The sequence below is a fragment of the Micromonospora sp. IBHARD004 genome (assembly GCF_052814115.1).
The window spans coordinates 723875-742826 of sequence record NZ_CP199934.1 but is presented as its reverse complement, the minus strand read 5'-3'; the positions used below and the strand labels follow the sequence as shown (position 1 = coordinate 742826).

The 18952-nt window shown below is 73.2% G+C and carries 19 protein-coding genes; 8 read left to right on the top strand and 11 right to left on the bottom strand.

Annotated elements, in window-relative coordinates; genetic code table 11:
* Positions 1–11: 11 nt before the first annotated feature.
* The 6 genes from ACTWO6_RS03720 to ACTWO6_RS03695 all read right to left on the bottom strand — a co-directional run bounded on the left by ACTWO6_RS03720 (position 12) and on the right by ACTWO6_RS03695 (position 6032).
* On the bottom strand, positions 12–488 hold the full coding sequence (locus tag ACTWO6_RS03720) for a DUF4383 domain-containing protein (RefSeq protein WP_446218226.1): 477 nt from the start codon (positions 486–488) through the stop codon (positions 12–14).
* Between the two features lie 113 nt (positions 489–601).
* Positions 602–1057, bottom strand: a complete 456-nt coding sequence (locus ACTWO6_RS03715; RefSeq protein WP_446218225.1) for a DUF4383 domain-containing protein — start codon at positions 1055–1057, stop codon at positions 602–604.
* Between the two features lie 93 nt (positions 1058–1150).
* Positions 1151–2959 (bottom strand): ABC-F family ATP-binding cassette domain-containing protein, encoded by a 1809-nt coding sequence (locus tag ACTWO6_RS03710; protein WP_446218224.1) that lies wholly within the window; start codon positions 2957–2959, stop codon positions 1151–1153.
* A gap of 236 nt (positions 2960–3195) precedes the next feature.
* Positions 3196–4149: a 4-(cytidine 5'-diphospho)-2-C-methyl-D-erythritol kinase gene (locus ACTWO6_RS03705; RefSeq protein WP_446218223.1), complete on the bottom strand. Its 954-nt coding sequence runs from the start codon at positions 4147–4149 to the stop codon at positions 3196–3198.
* Positions 4150–4233: 84 nt separating this feature from the next.
* Positions 4234–5103 carry a 16S rRNA (adenine(1518)-N(6)/adenine(1519)-N(6))-dimethyltransferase RsmA gene (rsmA, locus tag ACTWO6_RS03700; protein ID WP_130331454.1) on the bottom strand — a complete coding sequence of 290 codons (870 nt, stop codon included), beginning with the start codon at positions 5101–5103 and terminating at the stop codon, positions 4234–4236.
* 32 nt (positions 5104–5135) lie between these two features.
* On the bottom strand, positions 5136–6032 hold the full coding sequence (locus tag ACTWO6_RS03695) for a TatD family hydrolase (RefSeq protein ID WP_446218222.1): 897 nt from the start codon (positions 6030–6032) through the stop codon (positions 5136–5138).
* Between the two features lie 82 nt (positions 6033–6114).
* Between ACTWO6_RS03695 and ACTWO6_RS03690 the strand changes: the two genes are divergently transcribed.
* Together ACTWO6_RS03690 and ACTWO6_RS03685 are read left to right on the top strand one after the other, a co-directional pair.
* Positions 6115–7365: a hypothetical protein gene (locus ACTWO6_RS03690; protein WP_446218221.1), complete on the top strand. Its 1251-nt coding sequence runs from the start codon at positions 6115–6117 to the stop codon at positions 7363–7365.
* 132 nt (positions 7366–7497) lie between these two features.
* A complete protein-coding gene (locus ACTWO6_RS03685) occupies positions 7498–8349 on the top strand; it encodes an alpha/beta fold hydrolase (RefSeq protein WP_446218220.1) in 852 nt (283 codons plus the stop codon).
* A gap of 64 nt (positions 8350–8413) precedes the next feature.
* On the opposite strand, the gene metG is transcribed toward ACTWO6_RS03685, so the two are convergent.
* Both metG and rsmI read right to left on the bottom strand, forming a co-directional pair.
* Positions 8414–10216: a methionine--tRNA ligase gene (metG, locus tag ACTWO6_RS03680; RefSeq protein WP_446218219.1), complete on the bottom strand. Its 1803-nt coding sequence runs from the start codon at positions 10214–10216 to the stop codon at positions 8414–8416.
* 146 nt (positions 10217–10362) lie between these two features.
* On the bottom strand, positions 10363–11202 hold the full coding sequence (gene rsmI / locus ACTWO6_RS03675) for a 16S rRNA (cytidine(1402)-2'-O)-methyltransferase (RefSeq protein ID WP_446220552.1): 840 nt from the start codon (positions 11200–11202) through the stop codon (positions 10363–10365).
* A gap of 92 nt (positions 11203–11294) precedes the next feature.
* Here rsmI and ACTWO6_RS03670 point away from each other — a divergent pair, with 92 nt between their 5' ends.
* The 3 genes from ACTWO6_RS03670 to ACTWO6_RS03660 all read left to right on the top strand — a co-directional run bounded on the left by ACTWO6_RS03670 (position 11295) and on the right by ACTWO6_RS03660 (position 15407).
* A complete protein-coding gene (locus ACTWO6_RS03670) occupies positions 11295–13004 on the top strand; it encodes a dolichyl-phosphate-mannose--protein mannosyltransferase (protein ID WP_446218218.1) in 1710 nt (569 codons plus the stop codon).
* Positions 13005–13341: 337 nt separating this feature from the next.
* Positions 13342–14625: a VWA domain-containing protein gene (locus ACTWO6_RS03665; RefSeq protein ID WP_446218217.1), complete on the top strand. Its 1284-nt coding sequence runs from the start codon at positions 13342–13344 to the stop codon at positions 14623–14625.
* A 2-nt stretch (positions 14626–14627) separates the two neighbouring features.
* The gene (locus ACTWO6_RS03660) at positions 14628–15407 is read left to right on the top strand and encodes a peptidase (protein WP_446218216.1); all 780 of its coding nucleotides are present in this window, start codon (positions 14628–14630) and stop codon (positions 15405–15407) included.
* 52 nt (positions 15408–15459) lie between these two features.
* Here ACTWO6_RS03660 and ACTWO6_RS03655 read toward each other — a convergent pair whose 3' ends face one another.
* The gene (locus tag ACTWO6_RS03655; RefSeq protein ID WP_446218215.1) at positions 15460–15726 is read right to left on the bottom strand and encodes a hypothetical protein; all 267 of its coding nucleotides are present in this window, start codon (positions 15724–15726) and stop codon (positions 15460–15462) included.
* Positions 15727–15872: 146 nt separating this feature from the next.
* Here ACTWO6_RS03655 and ACTWO6_RS03650 point away from each other — a divergent pair, with 146 nt between their 5' ends.
* Together ACTWO6_RS03650 and ACTWO6_RS03645 are read left to right on the top strand one after the other, a co-directional pair.
* A complete protein-coding gene (locus ACTWO6_RS03650; protein ID WP_446218214.1) occupies positions 15873–16088 on the top strand; it encodes a hypothetical protein in 216 nt (71 codons plus the stop codon).
* Positions 16089–16100: 12 nt separating this feature from the next.
* Positions 16101–16757, top strand: a complete 657-nt coding sequence (locus tag ACTWO6_RS03645; protein ID WP_446218213.1) for a 4'-phosphopantetheinyl transferase family protein — start codon at positions 16101–16103, stop codon at positions 16755–16757.
* Between the two features lie 125 nt (positions 16758–16882).
* On the opposite strand, the gene ACTWO6_RS03640 is transcribed toward ACTWO6_RS03645, so the two are convergent.
* A complete protein-coding gene (locus ACTWO6_RS03640; protein WP_446218212.1) occupies positions 16883–17407 on the bottom strand; it encodes a DinB family protein in 525 nt (174 codons plus the stop codon).
* A 124-nt stretch (positions 17408–17531) separates the two neighbouring features.
* On the opposite strand from ACTWO6_RS03640, the gene ACTWO6_RS03635 reads away from it, so the two are divergent.
* Positions 17532–17885 carry a hypothetical protein gene (locus ACTWO6_RS03635; RefSeq protein WP_446218211.1) on the top strand — a complete coding sequence of 118 codons (354 nt, stop codon included), beginning with the start codon at positions 17532–17534 and terminating at the stop codon, positions 17883–17885.
* A 51-nt stretch (positions 17886–17936) separates the two neighbouring features.
* Here the strand turns inward: ACTWO6_RS03635 and ACTWO6_RS03630 are convergent, their stop codons facing one another.
* On the bottom strand, positions 17937–18830 hold the full coding sequence (locus ACTWO6_RS03630; RefSeq protein WP_446218210.1) for an IS5 family transposase: 894 nt from the start codon (positions 18828–18830) through the stop codon (positions 17937–17939).
* Positions 18831–18952: the final 122 nt, after the last annotated feature.

Genomic DNA, 18952 nt, shown 5'->3' with positions numbered 1-18952 from the left:
GCCGGGCGGGGTCAGCGGGCGCCGGCCTCGGAGATCGGGTGGTTGCGGCGGCGACGCTCGGCCTCCGCGTGCTCCTCGGTGCCGACCTTGTCGTAGAGGCCGGTGGCCAGCAGCACCAGCCCGAACAGCATTGACACGAGGACGGTCGACATCGAGAAGTTGAGGAAGTTCGCCGGGGTCTGCAGCACGGCCATCATCAGGATGCTGGTGACCAGGAAGACCACCCCGGCGGTGAGGTTCATGTAGTGGCCGAGGTTGCCCCGGCGGGACGCCCCGATCATCAGGAAGATGCCGAACACCACGGAGACCAGCGAGAAGGCCAGGTTGGTACGGAGTCCGAGCGCGTAGTTCGAGCTGCGGTCGAAGAGGCCGTCGCCCCAGGTCTCGAAGACCCCGTACACGCCGAAGACCAGGATGTAGAGCCCGACGAGCCCGGAGAGGACCCGGTAGAGCGGCCGCGCGGGGTGGTTCATCGGAAAGTGCGGCATGAGCTCCTCCAGCCAAGTGACCGATTTAGCCACATTGTCACTTGACCGGGAGGGGCATGTCCCCGAAAGCGCCGAAGGCCCGGCAACGGCCGGGCCTCGCGAGCGCAGGAGGGTCAGAGGACGAGGCGGGCCTTCTCGAAGGCGTCCTGCTCCTCGTCGGTGCCGACCTTGCCGTACATGCCGACCATCAGCAGGACCAGGGAGAGGAGGAGGGTCACGATGACCGTGACGATGGAGAAGTTGAAGATGTTCGCGTCGGTCCGGATGAAGGCCAGCCCGGCCAGGCCGAGGACCATCAGCGCGTACGCCAGCCACTGGTTGATCGCCACGTCGAGGTTGCGGCCGATGACGGTGCCGGCCAGGATCACGAGCCCGAGCAGGACGGCGAGCAGCGAGTAACCGGTGTTGGTGCCCTGGCCGAGGACCGTGGTGTCGTTCTGGGCGAGGACGTCGTTGCCGGCGCTCGAGATGATGCCGAGCACGCCGAAGACCACGAAGTACAGACCAACGAGCCCGCCGATCGCCCGGTAGATCGGCCGCGCGGGGTGGTTGACGGGGGTGTGGGCCATGTCTACGTCTCCAAGACCGTTCGGGTGAGGGGTCGCCGACGATTGTCCCGCACGCCGGGCTGTGACGCCGCACACCCCCCACCCGTGGCCGGTTCAGCCGGCCGGCAGCTCCTCGGCGAGGGCGAGCCAGGCCTCCTCGGTCCCTTCCCGCTCGGCCCGCAGCTCCTTGAGCTGGGCATCCAGCTCGGCGACCTTGGCGTAGTCGGTGGCGTTGGCGGCGAGCTGGTCGAGCAGGGTGGCCTCCTTCTGCTCCAGCTTGCCGACCTGCCGTTCCAGCCGGCTCAGCTCCTTCTTCGCCACCCGTACCTCGGCGGCGGACATGCCGCTCGGGGCGGTGGCCGCTGCCGCCGGGGCGGACGGGACCTCGCCGCGGGCCGGGCCGGGCTGGACGCCCGCGGCGCGGGCCAGGTACTCGTCGACCCCGCCGGGCAGGTGCGCCAGTCGCCCGTCCCCGAACATCCCGTACACGCTGTCGGTGACCCGCTCGATCAGGTAGCGGTCGTGGCTGGCCACGATGATCGTGCCGGGCCAGGAGTCGAGGAGGTCCTCCAGCGCGGCGAGGGTGTCGGTGTCCAGGTCGTTGGTGGGCTCGTCGAAGAGGAGCACGTTCGGCTCGCCGGCGAGCAGCCGGAGCATCTGCAGCCGGCGGCGCTCGCCGCCGGAGAGGTCGCTGACCGGGGTCCAGAGCCGCCGGTCGTCGAAGCCGAAGATCTCGGCGAGCTGGGCGGCGGAGATCTCCCGGTCGCCCAGCTGGACCCGGCGGGCGACCTCCTCGACGGCTTCGAGGACCCGCAGGTTTCCGGAGAGTTCGGCCAGCTCCTGGGAGAGGAAGGCGGGCTTGACGGTGGAGCCGGTGGCGAACCGGCCGCCGTCGGGGCGGCTCAACCCGGCCAGCATCCGCAGCAGGGTGGTCTTCCCGGCGCCGTTGCGACCGAGCACGGCGATCCGGTCGCCGGGACCGACCTGCCAGGTGACGTCGTGCAGGATCTCCTTCGGGCCGGCGTGCAGGGTGACGTGTTCCAGGTCGTACACCTGCTTGCCGAGCCGGGCGGTGGCGAGCCGTTGCAGCGACATGGTGTCGCGCGGCGGCGGCACGTCGGCGATCAGCGCGTTGGCCGCGTCGATGCGGAACCGCGGCTTGGAGGTACGGGCGGGCGGGCCACGGCGCAGCCAGGCGATCTCCTTGCGGAGCAGGTTCTGCCGGCGGGCCTCGGTGGCGGCGGCGACCCGCTCCCGCTCGACGCGGGCGAGGGTCCAGGCGGCGAAGCCGCCCTCGTACGCCCGGACGGCCTGGTCGGCGACCTCCCAGGTGTTGGTGCAGACCGCGTCCAGGAACCACCGGTCGTGGGTGACCACGACGAGCGCGCCCTTGCGGCCGACCAGGTGCTTCGCCAGCCAGTCGACGCCGCCGACGTCGAGGTGGTTGGTGGGCTCGTCGAGGATCAGCAGGTCGGCCTCGCGGACGAGCAGCGCGGCGAGGGCGACCCGGCGGCGCTCGCCGCCGGACATCGGGCCGACCGGCTGGTCGAGGCCGAGGTAGGGCATGCCGAGCCCGTCGAGGATGGCCCGGACGCCGGCGTCGCCGGCCCACTCGTGCTCCGCGCCCATGCTCTGGCCGAGCCAGGCGGTGCCGAGCACCACGTCGCGGACGGTGGCCTCGGGGGCCAGGGTGAGGCTCTGCGGCAGCCAGAGCACGCGCAGGTCACGGCGGTGGGTGACCCGGCCGTCGTCGGGCTCCTCCTGCTTGGTGAGCATCCGCAGCAGGGTGGACTTGCCGGCGCCGTTGAGGCCGACCACGCCGATCCGGTCGGCGTCGTCGAGGCCGAGCGAGACGTCGGTGAGCAGCGGCCCGGCGGCGCCGTACCCCTTGGACACCCGGTCCAGGTTGACGATGTTGGCCACGACCTCACCTACCTCCCATGATCAAGGCGTCCCGGTGCCGGGGGCACGTGGGACGCCTGCGACGTTTCAGGGTACGCGGGCACCTGGCCGGGTGCCGGGCCCCTGGGGGTCAACCGGCCCCGGCGCCCGCTTGTTCCGTCCCGGCCGCAGCGGTGACGTGCCCGCCGCGTCCGCCTCGTGGGCGGCGGCCGCCCCGGGCGGGCCCGACGACGCAGGGCCAGGGTGGCCCGGGCGGCTCAGACGATGCGCGCTCCGGCCACCGGGCCGTGCGCGACCCGGGCCTCCCGGCACACCCCGGCGGCCTCGAGCTCGGTGGCGATCCGGCCGGCGTGCGCCTCGTCGGTGGCGAGGAAGACGCAGGTCGGCCCGGAGCCGGAGACGATGCCGGCGAGCGCCCCGGCCGCCTCCCCCGCCTTCAGGGTGTCGGCCAGCGCCGGGCGCATGCTCAGCGCGGCGTCCTGCAGGTCGTTGCCGAGGGCGGCGGCGAGCACCCGCGGGTCGCGCTGGCGCAGCGCGCCGAGCAGCGCGTCGGTGCTGCCCAGCGCCTCGCCCGCGGTGCCGGCGTCGCGGAGCCGGTCCAGCTCCCGGTAGGCGGCGGGAGTGGAGAGGCCGCCGTCGGCGACCGCCACCACCCAGTGCCAGGAGGTGGGGCGGGCCAGCACCGGGCTGACCGCCTCGCCCCGACCGGTGCCGAGCGCGGTGCCGCCGTGGATCAGGAAGGGCACGTCGGAGCCGAGGTCGGCGGCGATGCCGGCCAGCTCGTCCCGGGAGAGCCCGGTGCCCCAGAGGGCGTCGCAGGCGACCAGGGCGGCGGCCGCGTCGGCGCTGCCGCCGGCCAGCCCACCGGCGAGCGGGATCTGCTTGCGCAGGTGCAGCCGGGCGTGCGGCAGGACGCCGGCGTACCCGGCGAGGGCGTGGGCGGCCCGGATCACCAGGTTGGTGTCGTCCAGGGCCAGCTCGCCGGCCCCCTCCCCCTCCATGGTCAGGGTGAGGGTGTCGCCCCGCCGCGCGGTCAGCTCGTCGTAGATCGAGATCGCGTGGTAGACGGTGTTCAGCTCGTGGTAGCCGTCGCGGCGCAGCGGACCCACCCCGAGGTGCAGGTTGACCTTGGCGGGCACCCGGACCTTGACCGGTCCGCTGGCCCCGCGTCGCTGCTCGTCCTCGTCGTCCGGTCGCCAGGCCTCGGTCACGGGGCGATGTCCCGCGGGCGCAGGCGGATGTCGAACGGCTTCTCCACGGTCAGCTCCTCGGCGGGGTCGGACAACGGCGCCAGCCTACTGCGCGGCCGGCGCGGCGGTCGGGGCCGACGCGGCGATGGCGGCGAACTGCTCCACGGTGAGTGACTCCCCGCGGGCACCCGGGTCAACCCCGGCGGCGGTGAGCGCGGCGGCGGCCCGGTCCGCGCCGCCGGCCCAGCCCGCGAGGGCGGCCCGCAGGGTCTTGCGGCGCTGCGCGAACGCCGCGTCCACCACGGCGAAGACCCGCTCCCGGGGCACGTCGGGGCGGGGCGGCTCGCGGCGGGTGAAGGCGACCAGGCCGGAGTCGACGTTCGGCACCGGCCAGAAGACGTTCGGCGGGACCTTCCCGGCGGCCCGGGCCCGGGCGTACCAGGCGAGCTTGACCGACGGGATGCCGTACACCTTGGAGCCGGGCCCGGCGACGAGCCGGTCGGCGACCTCCTTCTGCACCATCACCAGGCCGTGCCGGAGGGTCGGCAGCTCGGCGAGGAGGTGCAGCACCACCGGCACCGCGACGTTGTAGGGCAGGTTGGCCACCAGCGCGGTGGGCGCCGGCTCGGCCAGCTCGGCCGCGCGGACGCGCAGCGCGTCGGCCCGGTGCACGGTGAGCCGGGCGGCGTCCGGGCCGGCGAACCGGGCGGCGGTCTCCGGCAGCGCGCCGGCCAGCGTCGGGTCGATCTCCACGGCGTGCACGTGCGCGGCGACCGGGAGCAGCGCCAGGGTGAGCGAGCCGAGGCCGGGGCCGACCTCCAGCGCCACGTCGTCCGGCGCGAGCCCGGCGGTGGTGACGATCCGGCGGACCGTGTTCGGGTCGTGCACGAAGTTCTGGCCGAGCTTCTTGGTGGGGGCGACGCCGAGACGCGCGGCGAGTTCCCGGATCTCCGCCGGGCCGAGGAGACCGGTCACGCCCCGTAGCGTAGCGGCGGGTTCCGGTCCGCTCACCACGGGCCGAAGACGCGGTCGCCGGTCGCCGAGATCGCCGCGCAGAGCTCGTCGAGGTCCGCGCCGGTGGTCGCGGCGAGCGACCGGACCGTCAGCGGGATCAGGTACGACGCGTTCGGCCGTCCCCGGTGCGGCATCGGGGTCAGGTACGGCGCGTCGGTCTCCACCAGGATCTGGTCGAGCGGGGTGAGGGCGGCGGCCTCGCGCAGGGCCCCGGCGCTGCCGAAGGTGACCGTGCCGGCGAAGCTGAGCAGGTAGCCCCGGCGGACGCACGCGGCGGCGAACTCGGCGTCGCCGGAGAAGCAGTGCAGCACCACGGTGTCGGGGGCGCCCTCGTCGTCGAGGATGCGCAGCACGTCGGCGTGCGCGTCCCGGTCGTGGATGACCAGCGCCTTGCCGTACCGCTTGGCGATGGCGATGTGCGCGCGGAAGCTCTCCTCCTGCGCGGCCCGCCCCTCGTCGCCGGTACGGAAGAAGTCCATCCCGGTCTCGCCGACGCCGCGCACCCGGTCCCGGGCCGCGAGGGCCTCGATCTGGCGCAGCGCCTCGTCCAGGTCGGCCAGCCGGGGCGCCTCGTTCGGGTGCAGCGCCACCGTGGCCAGCACGGCCGGGTACTTCTCGGCGACGTCGGCGCCCCAGCGAGACGAGTCGATGTCGACGCCGACCTGGACCAGCCGGTCCACGCCCACGGCGGCGGCCACCTCGATCGCCGCGGCGACCGGGTCGTCGGCGGGTCCGCCGGGCACGCCGGCCTCGCTGACGGTGATGTCCAGGTGGGTGTGGCTGTCCAGTACGAGCCGGGGCAGCGCCTCCGGGGCGGGCGGGAACTCCCCGGCCCGGCGGGCCGCGCGCTGCTTGCGGGATTCGGTCTGCTCGGTCATCGCGGTCAGCATCACACACCGACCGGTTGCCGCGTTCCCGGACCGCCACCGACTGTTCACCTACGCAACATCTGTCACGCTTAGCGTCCCGGTGGTGACCGTCACCCCCCAGGCCAGCGGTACCGCGTCGGAGCGGGCCGGGCTGCACGTGACGTACGACGGCCGCGTCCACCCGGCGGAGGAGATCGCCCGGGGCGCGGCGTACGAGCTGTTCAGCGCGGCCGAGGTGCCCGGTTTCGAGTGGGCGCCCCGGCCGGCCGCCACCCACCCGTGGCGGAAGTTCGTGCACGTCACCGAGGTGACGGCGGTGCACGGGGGGACCGAGCCGACCGAGGAGGCGGAGTCGCCGCTGCTGATGCCGGTGCACCGGGAGCGGGGCTGGGCGCAGGTGCACCAGCTCAGCCAGCAGCCCGCCGCGGCCGGCGACCCGGTGCTCGCCGCGGTCCGCGCCTCGGCGGTGATCCGGCCGGGCACCCGGATGGTCAAGGTGCTCTCCGCCCGCCAGCTCGGCGGGTACGTGCGGGGTTGGCTGCCGCACGGCTTCTGCTACCGGGAGCACGACGTCGCCCACCTGCGGACGCCGGCCGGGATGGCCGTGCTGCGGGGTGATGGCGAGGGCGGCCGGGACGGCACCGACGTGGCGTACGCGCTGCGCTGGCGGGCCGCCGGCCCGGACGACTACGACGGGCCGGTCGGCGCCGCGCACCAGGGACTGACCGCGCTGCCGCCCCAGGACCGGCTCGGGCCGCCGGTGCTGGGCACCGGGTTCGTGCCGAGCAACGGCCAGCTCATCCCGGAGTTCGTCACCCGGGACTTCGCGGACCTGCCCATGCCGGCCAACGCCACCCTGCTCGCCTACCCGGCGGAGGGGGTGGAGGTGGTGCTCTACACCTACCAGGCGGAGCAGCGCGGCTGGCTGCGCATGGTCGGCCCGCAGTGGCGGCACCTGCTCGCCGCGGTGCCCGGCCTCTCCCCCGACCAGGAGTACGTGCCGACCGGTGACGCGCCGCGCTCCACCCAGCTCGTCGGCGGCTACGCGGGCGGCGAGTACGAGGCGGTGGCCGACCAGCCCGGCGGGTTCCGGGTGCTGGCGATGACCCGGGCGGCCCGTTACCCGGTGGACGCGGCGGCCCGTCGGCTGCGGCATGCCACCTGGCGGGGCGTGCCCTGCCTGGTGCTCCGGGAGGAGGCGGGCTGGCTGCGGCTGCGGCTGTGCCACCCGGACCCGGACGCCGTGGCCACGACCGGGGCACAGTGCCACGAACGGGGCGTCTACGAGACCTGGGCGCCGGGCGCCGAGCTGGCCGACGACCGGGTGGTGGACCTGCCGTATCCGGGGGCATGACGGGGGGCGGGTCGGGAAAGCGGGCGGTCCGACCCGATCGCCCGGGGCTGACCGTCGGCCCTCGGGCATAACAGGGGATGGTCCGGGAATGCGCGGGGCGGCCGAAACGCAGCACCGGATCAGGAGATGACCATGCCCTTCATCACCGTGGGGACGGAGAACTCCGCCCCCATCGACCTGTACTACGAGGACCACGGCTCCGGTCAGCCGGTCGTGCTGATCCACGGCTTCCCGTTCAACGGGGCGACCTGGGAGAAGCAGACCAACGCCCTGCTCGACGCCGGATACCGGACGATCACGTACGACCGGCGCGGCTTCGGCGCGTCCGCCCAACCGGCGATGGGGTACGACTACGACACCTTCGCCGCCGACCTCGACGTGCTGATGACCGAGCTGGATCTGCGCAACGTGATCCTGATCGGGCACTCGATGGGCACCGGCGAGGTGACCCGCTACCTGGGGTCGTACGGCTCGGGGCGGGTGGACCGGGCCGTGCTCCTGGCCCCGCTGGCGCCGTACCTGCTGAAGACCGCGGACAACCCGGAGGGGGTCGACAAGAGCCTCTTCGACGGCTTCCAGCAGGCGATCCGCGCCGACCGGTTCGCCTATCTCACCCAGTTCTGCAACGCGTTCTTCAACTACGAGGAGAACAAGGGCAAGCTGGTCAGCGAAGAGGCGTTCCGGGGGCACTGGGAGATCGGCGCGCGGGCGTCGGCGAAGGGCACCCACGACAGCGTGTCGGCCTGGCTGACGGACTTCCGGGGCGACCTGCCACGCATCGACGTACCGGTGCTGATCGTGCAGGGCGACAAGGATGCGGTGCTGCCGTACCCGAAGACCGGGCAGCGGTTGCAGCCGATGTTGCCGAACAGCAAGTTGATCACGCTTCCGGGCGCGCCGCACGGCACCCCGTGGACGAACGCCGACCAGATCAATCAGGCGATCATGGAGTTCATCAGCGCGCCGTCGATGGCCCGCGCCTGACCCGACGCCGGCACGGACGCGGCCCCCGGGATCTCCCGGGGGCCGCGTCGAGGTCGGTTCGGGCTCAGCCGGCGAGCCGGGTCAGCTCCTCGTCGACGATGGACGGGTCGAGCTTGCGGAAGACGGGCTTCGGGGCGGCCAGCGGTCGGCCCGCCTCCAGCGGCACGGACTCCCAGCGCGCGCCGACCGTGTAGTCGCCGGTCAGCACCGGGTACCCCGGACCGCCGTCGAGGTCCTCCACCTCCACGATCGAGGGCATCGGCGCGTGCACCCCGGTGCCGCCGAGCAACTCGTGGACCTGCTGGGCGGAGTGCGGCAGGAACGGGGTGAGCAGCGTGTTGGCGTCGCTAATCACCTGGAGGGCGACGTGCAGGATGGTGCCCATCCGCGGCTTGTCCGCCTCGTCCTTGAGCTTCCACGGGGCCTGCTCGGAGAGGTACCGGTTCGCCTCGGCGACCACCTTCATCGCCTCGCCGATGGCCTGCTTCTGCCGGTGCTTGGCGATCAGGTCGCCGACGACGGCGAAGCCGGCCCGGGCGGTGGCGAGCAGCGCCTCGTCGGCCTCGGTGAGCCCGGCCGGGTCGATCGGCGGGATCGCGCCGAAGTTCTTCGCCGCCATCGAGACGGACCGGTTGACCAGGTTGCCCCAGCCGGCGACCAGCTCGTCGTTGTTGCGGCGGAGGAACTCGGCCCAGGTGAAGTCGGTGTCGTTGCTCTCCGGGCCGGCGACGGCGATGAAGTAGCGCAGCGCGTCGGCGTCGTACCGCTCCAGGAAGTCCCGGACGTAGATGACGATCTTGCGGGAGGAGGAGAACTTGCGCCCCTCCATGGTGAGGAACTCGCTGGAGACCACCTCGGTGGGGAGGTTGAGCCGGCCCAACTCGCCCGGCTCGCCGTCCCGGCTGCCCTCGCCGGAGTAGCCGCTGAGCAGCGCCGGCCAGATCACCGAGTGGAAGACGATGTTGTCCTTGCCCATGAAGTAGTAGCCCCGGGCGTCCTTCCCCTCGCCGTCGGCGGACCACCACTTCCGCCAGGCCTCGGGGTCGCCGGAGCGGCGGGCCCACTCGATGGAGGCGGAGAGGTAGCCGATCACCGCGTCGAACCAGACGTAGATCCGCTTGTCGGTGCGGTCCCGCCAGCCGTCCAGGGGGATCGGCACGCCCCACTCCAGGTCACGGGTGATGGCCCGGGGCTGGAGGTCGTCGAGCAGGTTCCGCGAGAAGCGGAGCACGTTGGGGCGCCAGCCCTCCCGGGTGTCCAGCCACTGCCGCAGCACGTCGGCGAGGGCGGGCAGGTCCAGGAAGAAGTGCTCGGTCTCGACGAACTTCGGGGTCTCCCCGTTGATCTTCGACTTCGGGTTGATCAGGTCGATCGGGTCGAGCTGGTTGCCGCAGTTGTCGCACTGGTCGCCGCGGGCGCTGTCGTAGCCGCAGATCGGGCAGGTGCCCTCGATGTACCGGTCGGGCAGGGTCCGGCCGGTGGACGGGGAGATCGCCCCCATGGTGGTCTTCGGGACGATGTAGCCGTTGCGGTACATCCCCTCGAAGAGCTCCTGCACCACGGCGTAGTGGTTGCGGGTGGTGGTCCGGGTGAACAGGTCGTAGGAGAGACCGAGGCCGTGCAGGTCCTCGACGATCACCCGGTTGTACCGGTCGGCCAGCTCGCGCGGGGTGACGCCCTCGGCGTCGGCCTGCACCTGGATCGGCGTGCCGTGCTCGTCGGTGCCGGAGACCATGAGCACGTCGTGACCGGCCATCCGCATGTACCGGGCGAAGACGTCGGAGGGAACGCCGAATCCGGATACGTGGCCGATGTGGCGCGGGCCGTTGGCGTAGGGCCAGGCGACCGCGGCGAGAACGTGACTCATGACCAGCAAGCCTAGTGACCGTCTCGGGGTGGCGGCGAATCAATAGGCACCCCGGGGTGGCGGCGGGTGGCCGGGGGCGGCCGCACCCCGTCGGCCGCTGGTGATCACCGTGGGCTTTCTCGCCGCCGCCTGGTGACCGGCGGCGGTCAGCTGTGCACGACGCCGTAGACCTCGCGGCGGCGCAGCCCGTACTCGGTCGCGACCTCGGTGATGGCGTCCCGCCGGGACAGCCCGGCGGACTCGCGCTCGGCCACCGCCGCCCGGAGCGTGTCGTCGTCGGGCCGGGCCGCGGCGGCGGGCGGCGCGCCCGCCACCACCAGGGTGATCTCGCCGCGGGGCTCGCCCTCGGCGGCCCACTCGGCCAGCTCGCCCAGCGGCCGGCGGACCACCTCCTCGTACGTCTTGGTCAGCTCCCGGCAGAGCGCGGCGGGCCGGTCGTGGCCGAACGTGGCGGCCAGGTCGGCCAGCGCGGCGGCGATCCGGTGCGGGGCCTCGAAGAGCACCAGGGTGCGTTCCTCGGCGGCCAGGGCCCGCAGCCGGGACCGGCGGGCGCCCGGTGAGCGGGGCAGGAAGCCCTCGAAGCAGAACCGGTCGCTGGGCAGCCCGGACAGCGCCAGGGCGGTGGTCACCGCGCTGGGCCCGGGGGCCGCGGTGACCGGGACGCCGGCGTCGAGCGCGGCCCGGACCAGCCGGTACCCGGGGTCGGAGACGCTGGGCATGCCGCCGTCGGTGACCAGGGCGACCACGTACCCGGCGGTGAGCACCTCGGCCAGTTCCGGGGTGCGGCGCTCCTCGTTCCCCTCGAAGTAGGAGACGATCCGGCCGGGGACCGTGACGGCCAGGTCCCGGGCCAGCCGGGTGAGCCGCCGGGTGTCCTCGGCGGCGACCACGTCGGCGGTGGCGAGCACCTCCCGGAACCGGGCCGAGGCGTCGGCCGGGTTGCCCAGCGGCGCGCCGAGCAGAATCAGCCGCCCTACCTCGGACATTTCACCCACGAATGGCGCTCCTTCATCGACGGCGGTGCCAATCTCGGAGACGACAGGCACCACCGGGCACCTTCGCAGCCTACGATCGCCCGGTGACGAGTGCGTCGACAGCACAGAGCGTGAGCGCGGGCCGGTCCGGGTCGGACCCGACGACGACCGGCCACCCCGCCGCCGACGGGTCCGCGGCGGCGGGCGGGGGCGGCGTCCCCGCGATCGTCCGGCGGCGGCTCGCCACCGTCGACGCCCGGCTCGACGGGCACGCCTGGCTGGCCACCGGGGTGGTCGTGCTGATCGCGGCGATCCTGCGGTTCGTCGGGCTGAGCGGCCCCAACGGCAAGATCTTCGACGAGATCTACTACGCCCGCGACGCGTACGGCCTGATCGACCGGGGCGTCGAGTGGAACTACAAGGACAACGGCCCGTCGTACGTGGTGCACCCGCCGCTGGGGAAGTGGCTGATCGGGTTCGGCGAGTGGGCCTTCGGCTACCAGGACGCCGAGACGAAGATCTCCGTCCCGGGGCACCTGATGACCACCGCCCCCGAGTTCGGCTGGCGCTTCGCGGCGGCCGTCGCCGGGACGCTCTCGGTGCTGCTGCTGGTCCGGATCGGCCGACGGCTGTTCCGCTCCACCACGCTGGGCTGCGCGGCCGGGCTGCTGCTCGCCCTGGACGGCTTCCACCTGGTGCTCTCCCGCACCGCCCTGCTCGACATCTTCCTGCTGCTCTTCGTGCTGGCCGCGTTCGGCGCCCTGGTGCTCGACCGGGACGCCCGACGGCGCCGGTGGGCCCGCGCGCTGGACGCGGGGCTGGACCCGTCCCGTCCGGGCCGGGCCGGCCGGCCGTCGTCGGGCTGGCGGGACTGGCCGTGGTGGCGGCTGCTCGCCGGGGTGCTGCTCGGCTGCGCCTGCGCGGTCAAGTGGAGCGGCCTCTACTTCGTGCCGGCCTTCGCGCTGCTGGTGATCCTCTGGGAGGTCGGCGTCCGCCGCTCCGCCGGGGTACGCCGTCCGTGGCGGGACGCCCTCCTCGACGAGCTGCCCTGGCTGCTGCTGGCCGGGGTGCTGATGGTCGGCACGTACCTGCTCACCTGGTCCGGCTGGCTGCTCAGCGACGACGGCTACTACCGGCTGGCGAGCCGCTACCCGAACACCCCCGGGCTGAGCGACGCCCCGGTGATCGGCCCGCTGCTCAACCTGTGGGAGTACCACAAGGCCGCGTACGGCTTCCACACCACGCTGGACGCCCCGCACAAGTACCAGTCCTGGCCGTGGCAGTGGCTGCTGCTCGGCCGGCCGGTGGCCTTCTACTGGTCGGGCGACGGCGCCTGCGGCGCGCCGAGCTGCGCCTCGGAGATCCTGCTGCTCGGCACCCCGCTGCTCTGGTGGTCGTTCCTGCCGGCGCTGGTGGCGACCGGCTGGCTCGGTGCGGCCCGGCGGGACTGGCGGGCCGGGGCGATCCTGCTCTGCGCGGCCGCCGGCCTGCTGCCCTGGTTCTGGTTCGCCCTGGACGGGCGGACGATGTTCTCCTTCTACGCCGCGCCGGCGCTGCCGTTCCTGGTGCTGGCGGTGGTCTACGTGCTCGGCGCGATCATCTCGCCGGCCGGGGCGCCCGTCGGGTCGACGGTCGCGGTCGCGCCCGCGGCGGAGGAGGTCTCCGACCGGCGGCTGGTCGGCGGGATCATCGCCGGCGCGTACGTGCTGCTGGTGGCGCTCTGCTTCGCCTACTTCTACCCGATCTTCGTGGGCCGGCTGCTGCCGTACGCGGACTGGTCGGCCCGGATGTGGCTGGACGGCCGCTGGATCTGAGGCCCGAGCGGCGTGGCCCGTACGGCCGCCGGAGCGGGTCGGGCAAAGAGAAGCGCGCCCCGATCGCCTGCCACGGGGGAAGCGGGCGATTGGGGCGCGCATGAAGAGCTTAACCACACCCCAGCATGTTCACAACGGGTGGAGTTGGGTCAGATTGCCGAGGGATGCACCACCGGCCGAATGGTTCACATCCGGCAGCTGACAACGGGTCATCCGACGGAAACCTTACGAATTCATGACGACCGGGCGGGCGCCTCGGTCACCCCCGCCACGTCGCCGGGGGATCACGATCTGACCCGGATGATCATCTAAAGTGGATCTCACTACACTTCGGCCGGTGATCAACAAGAGACGATCGACGGCCGTCCTGTTGGGACTGCTGGCCGCGACCGCGCTGATCGGCCCGACGCTCGCCGCGGCCGATGAGGAGACCACCGAGCCCCCCGCCGAACCGCCCAAGGTCGAGCTGGTGCTCGACGTCAGTGGCTCGATGCGGGCCCGGGACATCGACGGGCGCAGCCGGATCTCGGTCGCCCAGCAGGCGTTCAACGAGGTGGTCGACGCGCTGCCGGACGAGACCCAGCTCGGCATCCGGGTGCTCGGCGCGGCCTACCGGGGCAGGGACAAGAAGAAGGGCTGCCAGGACACCCAGCAGATCGTGCCGGTCGGCCCGGTCGACCGGGCCCAGGCGAAGGCGGCCGTGGCCACGCTGCGACCGACCGGCTTCACCCCGGTGGGACTGGCGCTCCGCTCGGCCGCCCAGGACCTCGGCACCAGCACCACCGTCCGCCGGATCGTGCTGATCACCGACGGCGAGGACACCTGCGCCCCGCCCGACCCGTGCGAGGTGGCCCGGGAACTGGCCGCGCAGGGCACCCGGCTGGTGGTCGACACCCTGGGCCTGGCCCCCGACGAGAAGGTACGCCGGCAGCTGCTCTGCATCGCCGGCGCGACCGGCGGGACGTACACGGCGGCGCAGAGCGCCGACGAGCTGAGCGGCCGGATCAAGCAGCTGGTGGACCGGGCCCGGGACACGTACACGGCCACGCCGACGGTGGTCGGCGGCGCGGCGGGGTGCGGGACCGCCCCGCTGCTCGCCCCCGGCGTCTACACCGACCGGGAGGCGTTCTCCGAGCACCGCTGGTACCGGGTGCCGGTGCGGGCCGGACAGGAGCTGCGCGCCTCGGTCAGCGTGGCGCTGGACCGGCCGGTAAACCCGGACTACGGGGTGCTGCTGCGGGTCACCGCACCGGACGGCCGGGAACTCGTCCGGGGCATGGACGCCGGCAGCGGACGTACCGACGTGATCTCCGCCGGCCTGCGCTGGTCGGCGGCGGAGGACGCCGCGACGCCGACGCCCGAGCCGAGCGGCACGCGGCCCGCGCAGACGATCTGCCTGGTGGTCAGCAACGCCTTCGCGCCCCGCCCCGGCACCGAGGCCACGCCCGGCATGCCGGTGGAGCTGACCGTCGACGTGGTCGCCTCCTCCCCCGCCCCGGACGGCCCGGACCTGGGCCGCGGCTGGACCCTGCTGCTCCTGCTCACCCTGGCCGGGCTGCTCACCGGACTGGCCGCCGGGCTGCTCACCCGCCGGTGGGTCGCCACCTGGAGGGAGAACTGAGGATGCGTACCCTGCTCAGGTCCGCCGCGGCGCTGGTCGCCGCCGGACTGACCTTCGCCCCGGCCGCCGCCTCGGCCGCCCCGACGCCCATCCCCTCGCCGGGCGCGGCCACGGTCACCAAGGCCGGCACGTCCTTCCTCACCGCCACCGCGATCACCGCCGGCCAGCCGGTCCGGGTCGGCGCCTCGACCGGTGACCACCTCTACTGGGCGTTCCCCGCGCAGGCCGGGCAGGTTCACCAGGTCACCGCCACCGTCACCTTCCCGAAGGGCCGCAGCGGCAACTCCACCTGGACCGTGGACGTCTTCGACGGGCTGCGTCGCCGGCAGGCCTGCACGGCCGGGGCGCAGACACCGACCGTGGACGCGGCGGCGACCAGCGTGACCCTCGGGTGCACGCTGCGCCGGGTCCGGTCGTGGGCCGAGCCGTGGTCCGCCGACCCGCTGCCCGGCACCTACTACGTCCGGCTCTCGGTGGTCGACCTCCCGGAGCCGGATCTGGGCCAGCCGATCGACGTGGACCTGCTGGTCGGCGCGGACGGCGAGGCCGGCGCGTCGGGCGACGACGGGGATCTGGAGGCACCCCTGGTGCCGGCCAGCCGCGCCGGGACGGTGCTGACCACCGAGCCGACCGCCGAGCCCGTGGCGGAGGAGGAGAGCAGCCTCACCGGCTGGCTCCCCGAGCCCGGCTCGCGCTGGGTCTGGACCACGGCCGGCGGCGTCCTCGCCGCGGTGGCCGGGGTGGTCGGCTTCGCCCTGACCCGGCGGCCCCGCCGCCGGTGAGCCGCCCGTGGTGGCCGTTCCGCCGCTCGGGGCGGCCACCACAGGGCGGAGGTCAGGCGGTGCGCGGGTTGCGCGGCACCCAGCCGATGAAGCGGTCCTGCAGGGACGAGACCGGCGCGGTGCGCAGATCCTGACTGGCGGCGGCGAGGCAGGATCCGAGGTAGACACTCAGCGAGGCCCGGTCCACCTGATACTCGTCGAGCAGTCGGTTCCGCTTCGTGCTGCACGGCCAGTCGTCGCCGCAGGTGCTACAGATCCAGTCAGGAGTCACCGGAGCGTGCTCGCCCGGCCGTTTGCCGGATTCGTCCCCACCTGTCATCCCATATCCCCTCGCCGTGTCCGGACAGTCGGGCCGCCGTTGGCCGCGGCGCTGCCGTCGAGTGTGGATTTCAGTTCCCCCCAATGACGCCCGTAGAGCGCTACGAGACTCTCCGGCGTTACACCGTTGCGGTACGTTCACCGGTCATGGCCGTCCGACAGCTGACCGTCGACCGGTTCCTCGCCCGGCGGGCGGGGCTGCCGTCGGCCGACGAGGCGGCGGCCCAGGTGGTGCCGGCGTACCTCGGGGCGTACGGGCTGGCGGGGCCGGAGACCTTCGACCAGTGGCTGAGCCGGGGCGCGTCGAGGCGGGCCGTGCCGCGCGGCTCGACGCCGAGGTGGCGCGGCTGCGGTCGTACCTGAAGGAGGTGGGTGATGCGTGACCTGCTGCCGGCGGCGGTCGCGGTGGCCGTGGCCGGCCCCGACGACTGGGCCGGCGACCTGCTCCCCGCCGAGCTGGCCTGCCTGAGCGACCGCGCGGTGCCGAGCCGTCGGCGCGACTTCACCGCGGGCCGGGTCTGCGCCCGGCGGGCGCTGGCCGCGCTCCGGCTGCCGGCCGCGCCGGTGTCCGCGGCGGCCGACCGGTCCCCGGTCTGGCCGGCCGGCGTGGTCGGCGCCATCACCCACACCCACGGCTACTGCGCGGCGGCCGTGGCCCGGTCCGGCGAGATCCGGTCGGTCGGCATGGACGCCGAGCGGCACCGGGAGCTCACCGCCGGGGTACGCCGGATGATCTGCCTGCCCGAGGAGGAGGCGGAGCTCGCGGGGCTGCCGGCCGGGGTCTCCTGGCCGGCGGTGGTGTTCAGCGCCAAGGAGACCGTCTACAAGCTCTGGCACCCGGTCGTCGGCACCTGGCTGGACTTCCACGACGCCCGGGTGATTCTCGACCCGGACGCCGGGACGTTCACCGCCCGGATCGCGCCCGCCCGGCTGCACGCCGCCCCGGTCGCCGAACCGCCGGCGCTGGTCACCGGGCGGTTCACCGTGGACGCCGACCTGGTCCGCACCGCCGCCGTGCTGCCCTCGTCCTGAGGCCGTGGCGGGCTGATTGTTCGTCACCGGTACCGTCGGTGCGACTGAAGATCTTCGAAGGCGCCCGGACGCTGACCCGTACGCGACGGGACGTCGAGAGGACTTCCCACGATCGGGCCGAGCGGTCAGCGGGTGACGTCGTGCACGTGGTGCTCGATGTCGTGCAGGAAGTAGACCGCAAAGGTGCGCACCGTGAAGACCGAGCCGTTGCTGCGCCGGCCCGGCCGCTCCCACTGGTCCACCCGGACCGCGTCGAACGCCGCCGCCGTCGCCTCCGCCTCCGCGGCCAACTGGTCGGCCACCTGCGCCGGGGCCTGGTGGAAGTAGTCCTCCTCGACGGCCGTCGCGTCCTGGTCCCAGTTGGCGAAGACCGGATCGTCCTCCCGCAGCATCAGCTCCAGCCGCTCGCGGAAGATCCGGCAGGTGTCGCGGACATGGCAGGCGTACTCCACCGGGGACCAGACGGTCGGCGCCGACCGTACGGAGGCGTCGTCCCGCGCCAGCGCGGCCCGCCAGGTCGGGATCGTGGCCCGCAGCCGCTCCTCCGTGGACGTGACCTCCTGCGGGGAGAAGCCGCACTCCGCACAGCCTTCGGTGATGACGAAGGTCCAGTCGGCGGTCTCCGGGGTGATGGCGGGTGGCAGCTGCATGGGCGAAGTCTGCCATCCCGCGCTTTCGGGTCGCCGACCCGTGGCGGACCTCCTCCTGACCGGGACCGCCCGCACCACCGCGAACCGTTAAGGTGCACTCTCGGCCGACCGGCGGAGGACAACGATGGACAACCGAACGGATCCGATCGAGATCATCGCCCGGGTGTCAGAGCAGGACGGCAAACAGCGCGCCTTCGAGGTGTGGCTCCACAAGGCCAACAAGGAAGGCTGGTCCGTGACGGTGGAGTCGACCTCGGTGGATGCGCCGGGCGACGAGTGCGGAGTCGTGGACATCGAGGGTCTGAAGTACCAGATCCGCCACGCGAGGCGAGTCCGGCAGCAGGTCGCCATCGTGCCCGCCGGACAGCACCTGATCGCTGCCGCCGTCAAGCTGTCGCTGGGCGAATCGGACGGCTTCTCCTGGACGTCGGAGTTCGTGCACGCGGCCTGGGCTGAGCCGGTCATCGAGGATGACTAGGGCAGACGCTCGCCGCATCACCAACGACTAGGCCGTGTTTCATAGCTCGGGTCAGAGCCACTCGTTGATCGCGACGACGTGGAGTGTGGCCTGGTAGCGCACGGCGAGTTTGTCGTACCGGGTGGCTACGGCGCGGTGGCGTTTGAGCTGGTTGATGCCGCACTCGACCGCGTGGCGCTGCTGGTAGATGTGGGGGTCGAAGGTCGGCGGTCGGCCGCCCTTGGACCCCTTCTTGCGCCGGCTGGCGGCCTGGTCGATCTTGATGGGGATCGTGGCCGGGATGCCGCGCCGGCGTAGCTCCGCCCGATTGGCGCGGGAGCTGTACGCCTTGTCTGCGAGGACCCGGTCGGGTCGGGTGCGGGGTCGGCCACCGTCCGGCCGGGGGACCCGGATGCGGGCCAGGACCCGGGTGAACTGGGGGCTGTCGCCGCGGTGGCCGGCGGTCAGCAGCATCGCGAGGGGTTTGCGGCCCTGCTCGCAGGCCAGGTGCAGCTTGGTGGTCCAGCCACCCCGCGAGCGACCCAGGGCATGATCAGCCGGCTCGTCTTCGACCCCGCCTGGTGGTTCCTTCTGCAGCTCAGGTTGGGTGCGGGCACCAGCGGCGTGCTGATGCGCCCGACTGATCGTGGAATCGACACTGACGTCCCAGGTGATCAGACCGGCAGCGTCGGCACGGGTCTGCAGCCCGGTGACGATCCGCTGCCAGACTCCCGCACGCTGCCAGCGGCGGAACAGTCCGTAGACCGTCTGCCAGGGCCCGTAGCATTCCGGCACGTCCCGCCAGGGTGAGCCCACCCGCACCCGCCACCGGATCCCGTCGATGAGCTGCCGTTTACTCCACTTCGGCGGTCGTCCTGGCTTCCTGCCCTTCGGCAGCAGCGGCTCCAGCGCCGCCCACTGCCCGTCAGTCAGGTCGAACCGCCTCGTCACCGCTATGGTGGTCACGAGGTCTCCGTGCTGATGGTCGTCTTGGTCGATGAACCATCTACCGGAGACCTCGCTGTTTATCGATCACCGACACACCAGCGGCCGTAACCTGCCCCACCCAGTCAACCTATGAAACACGG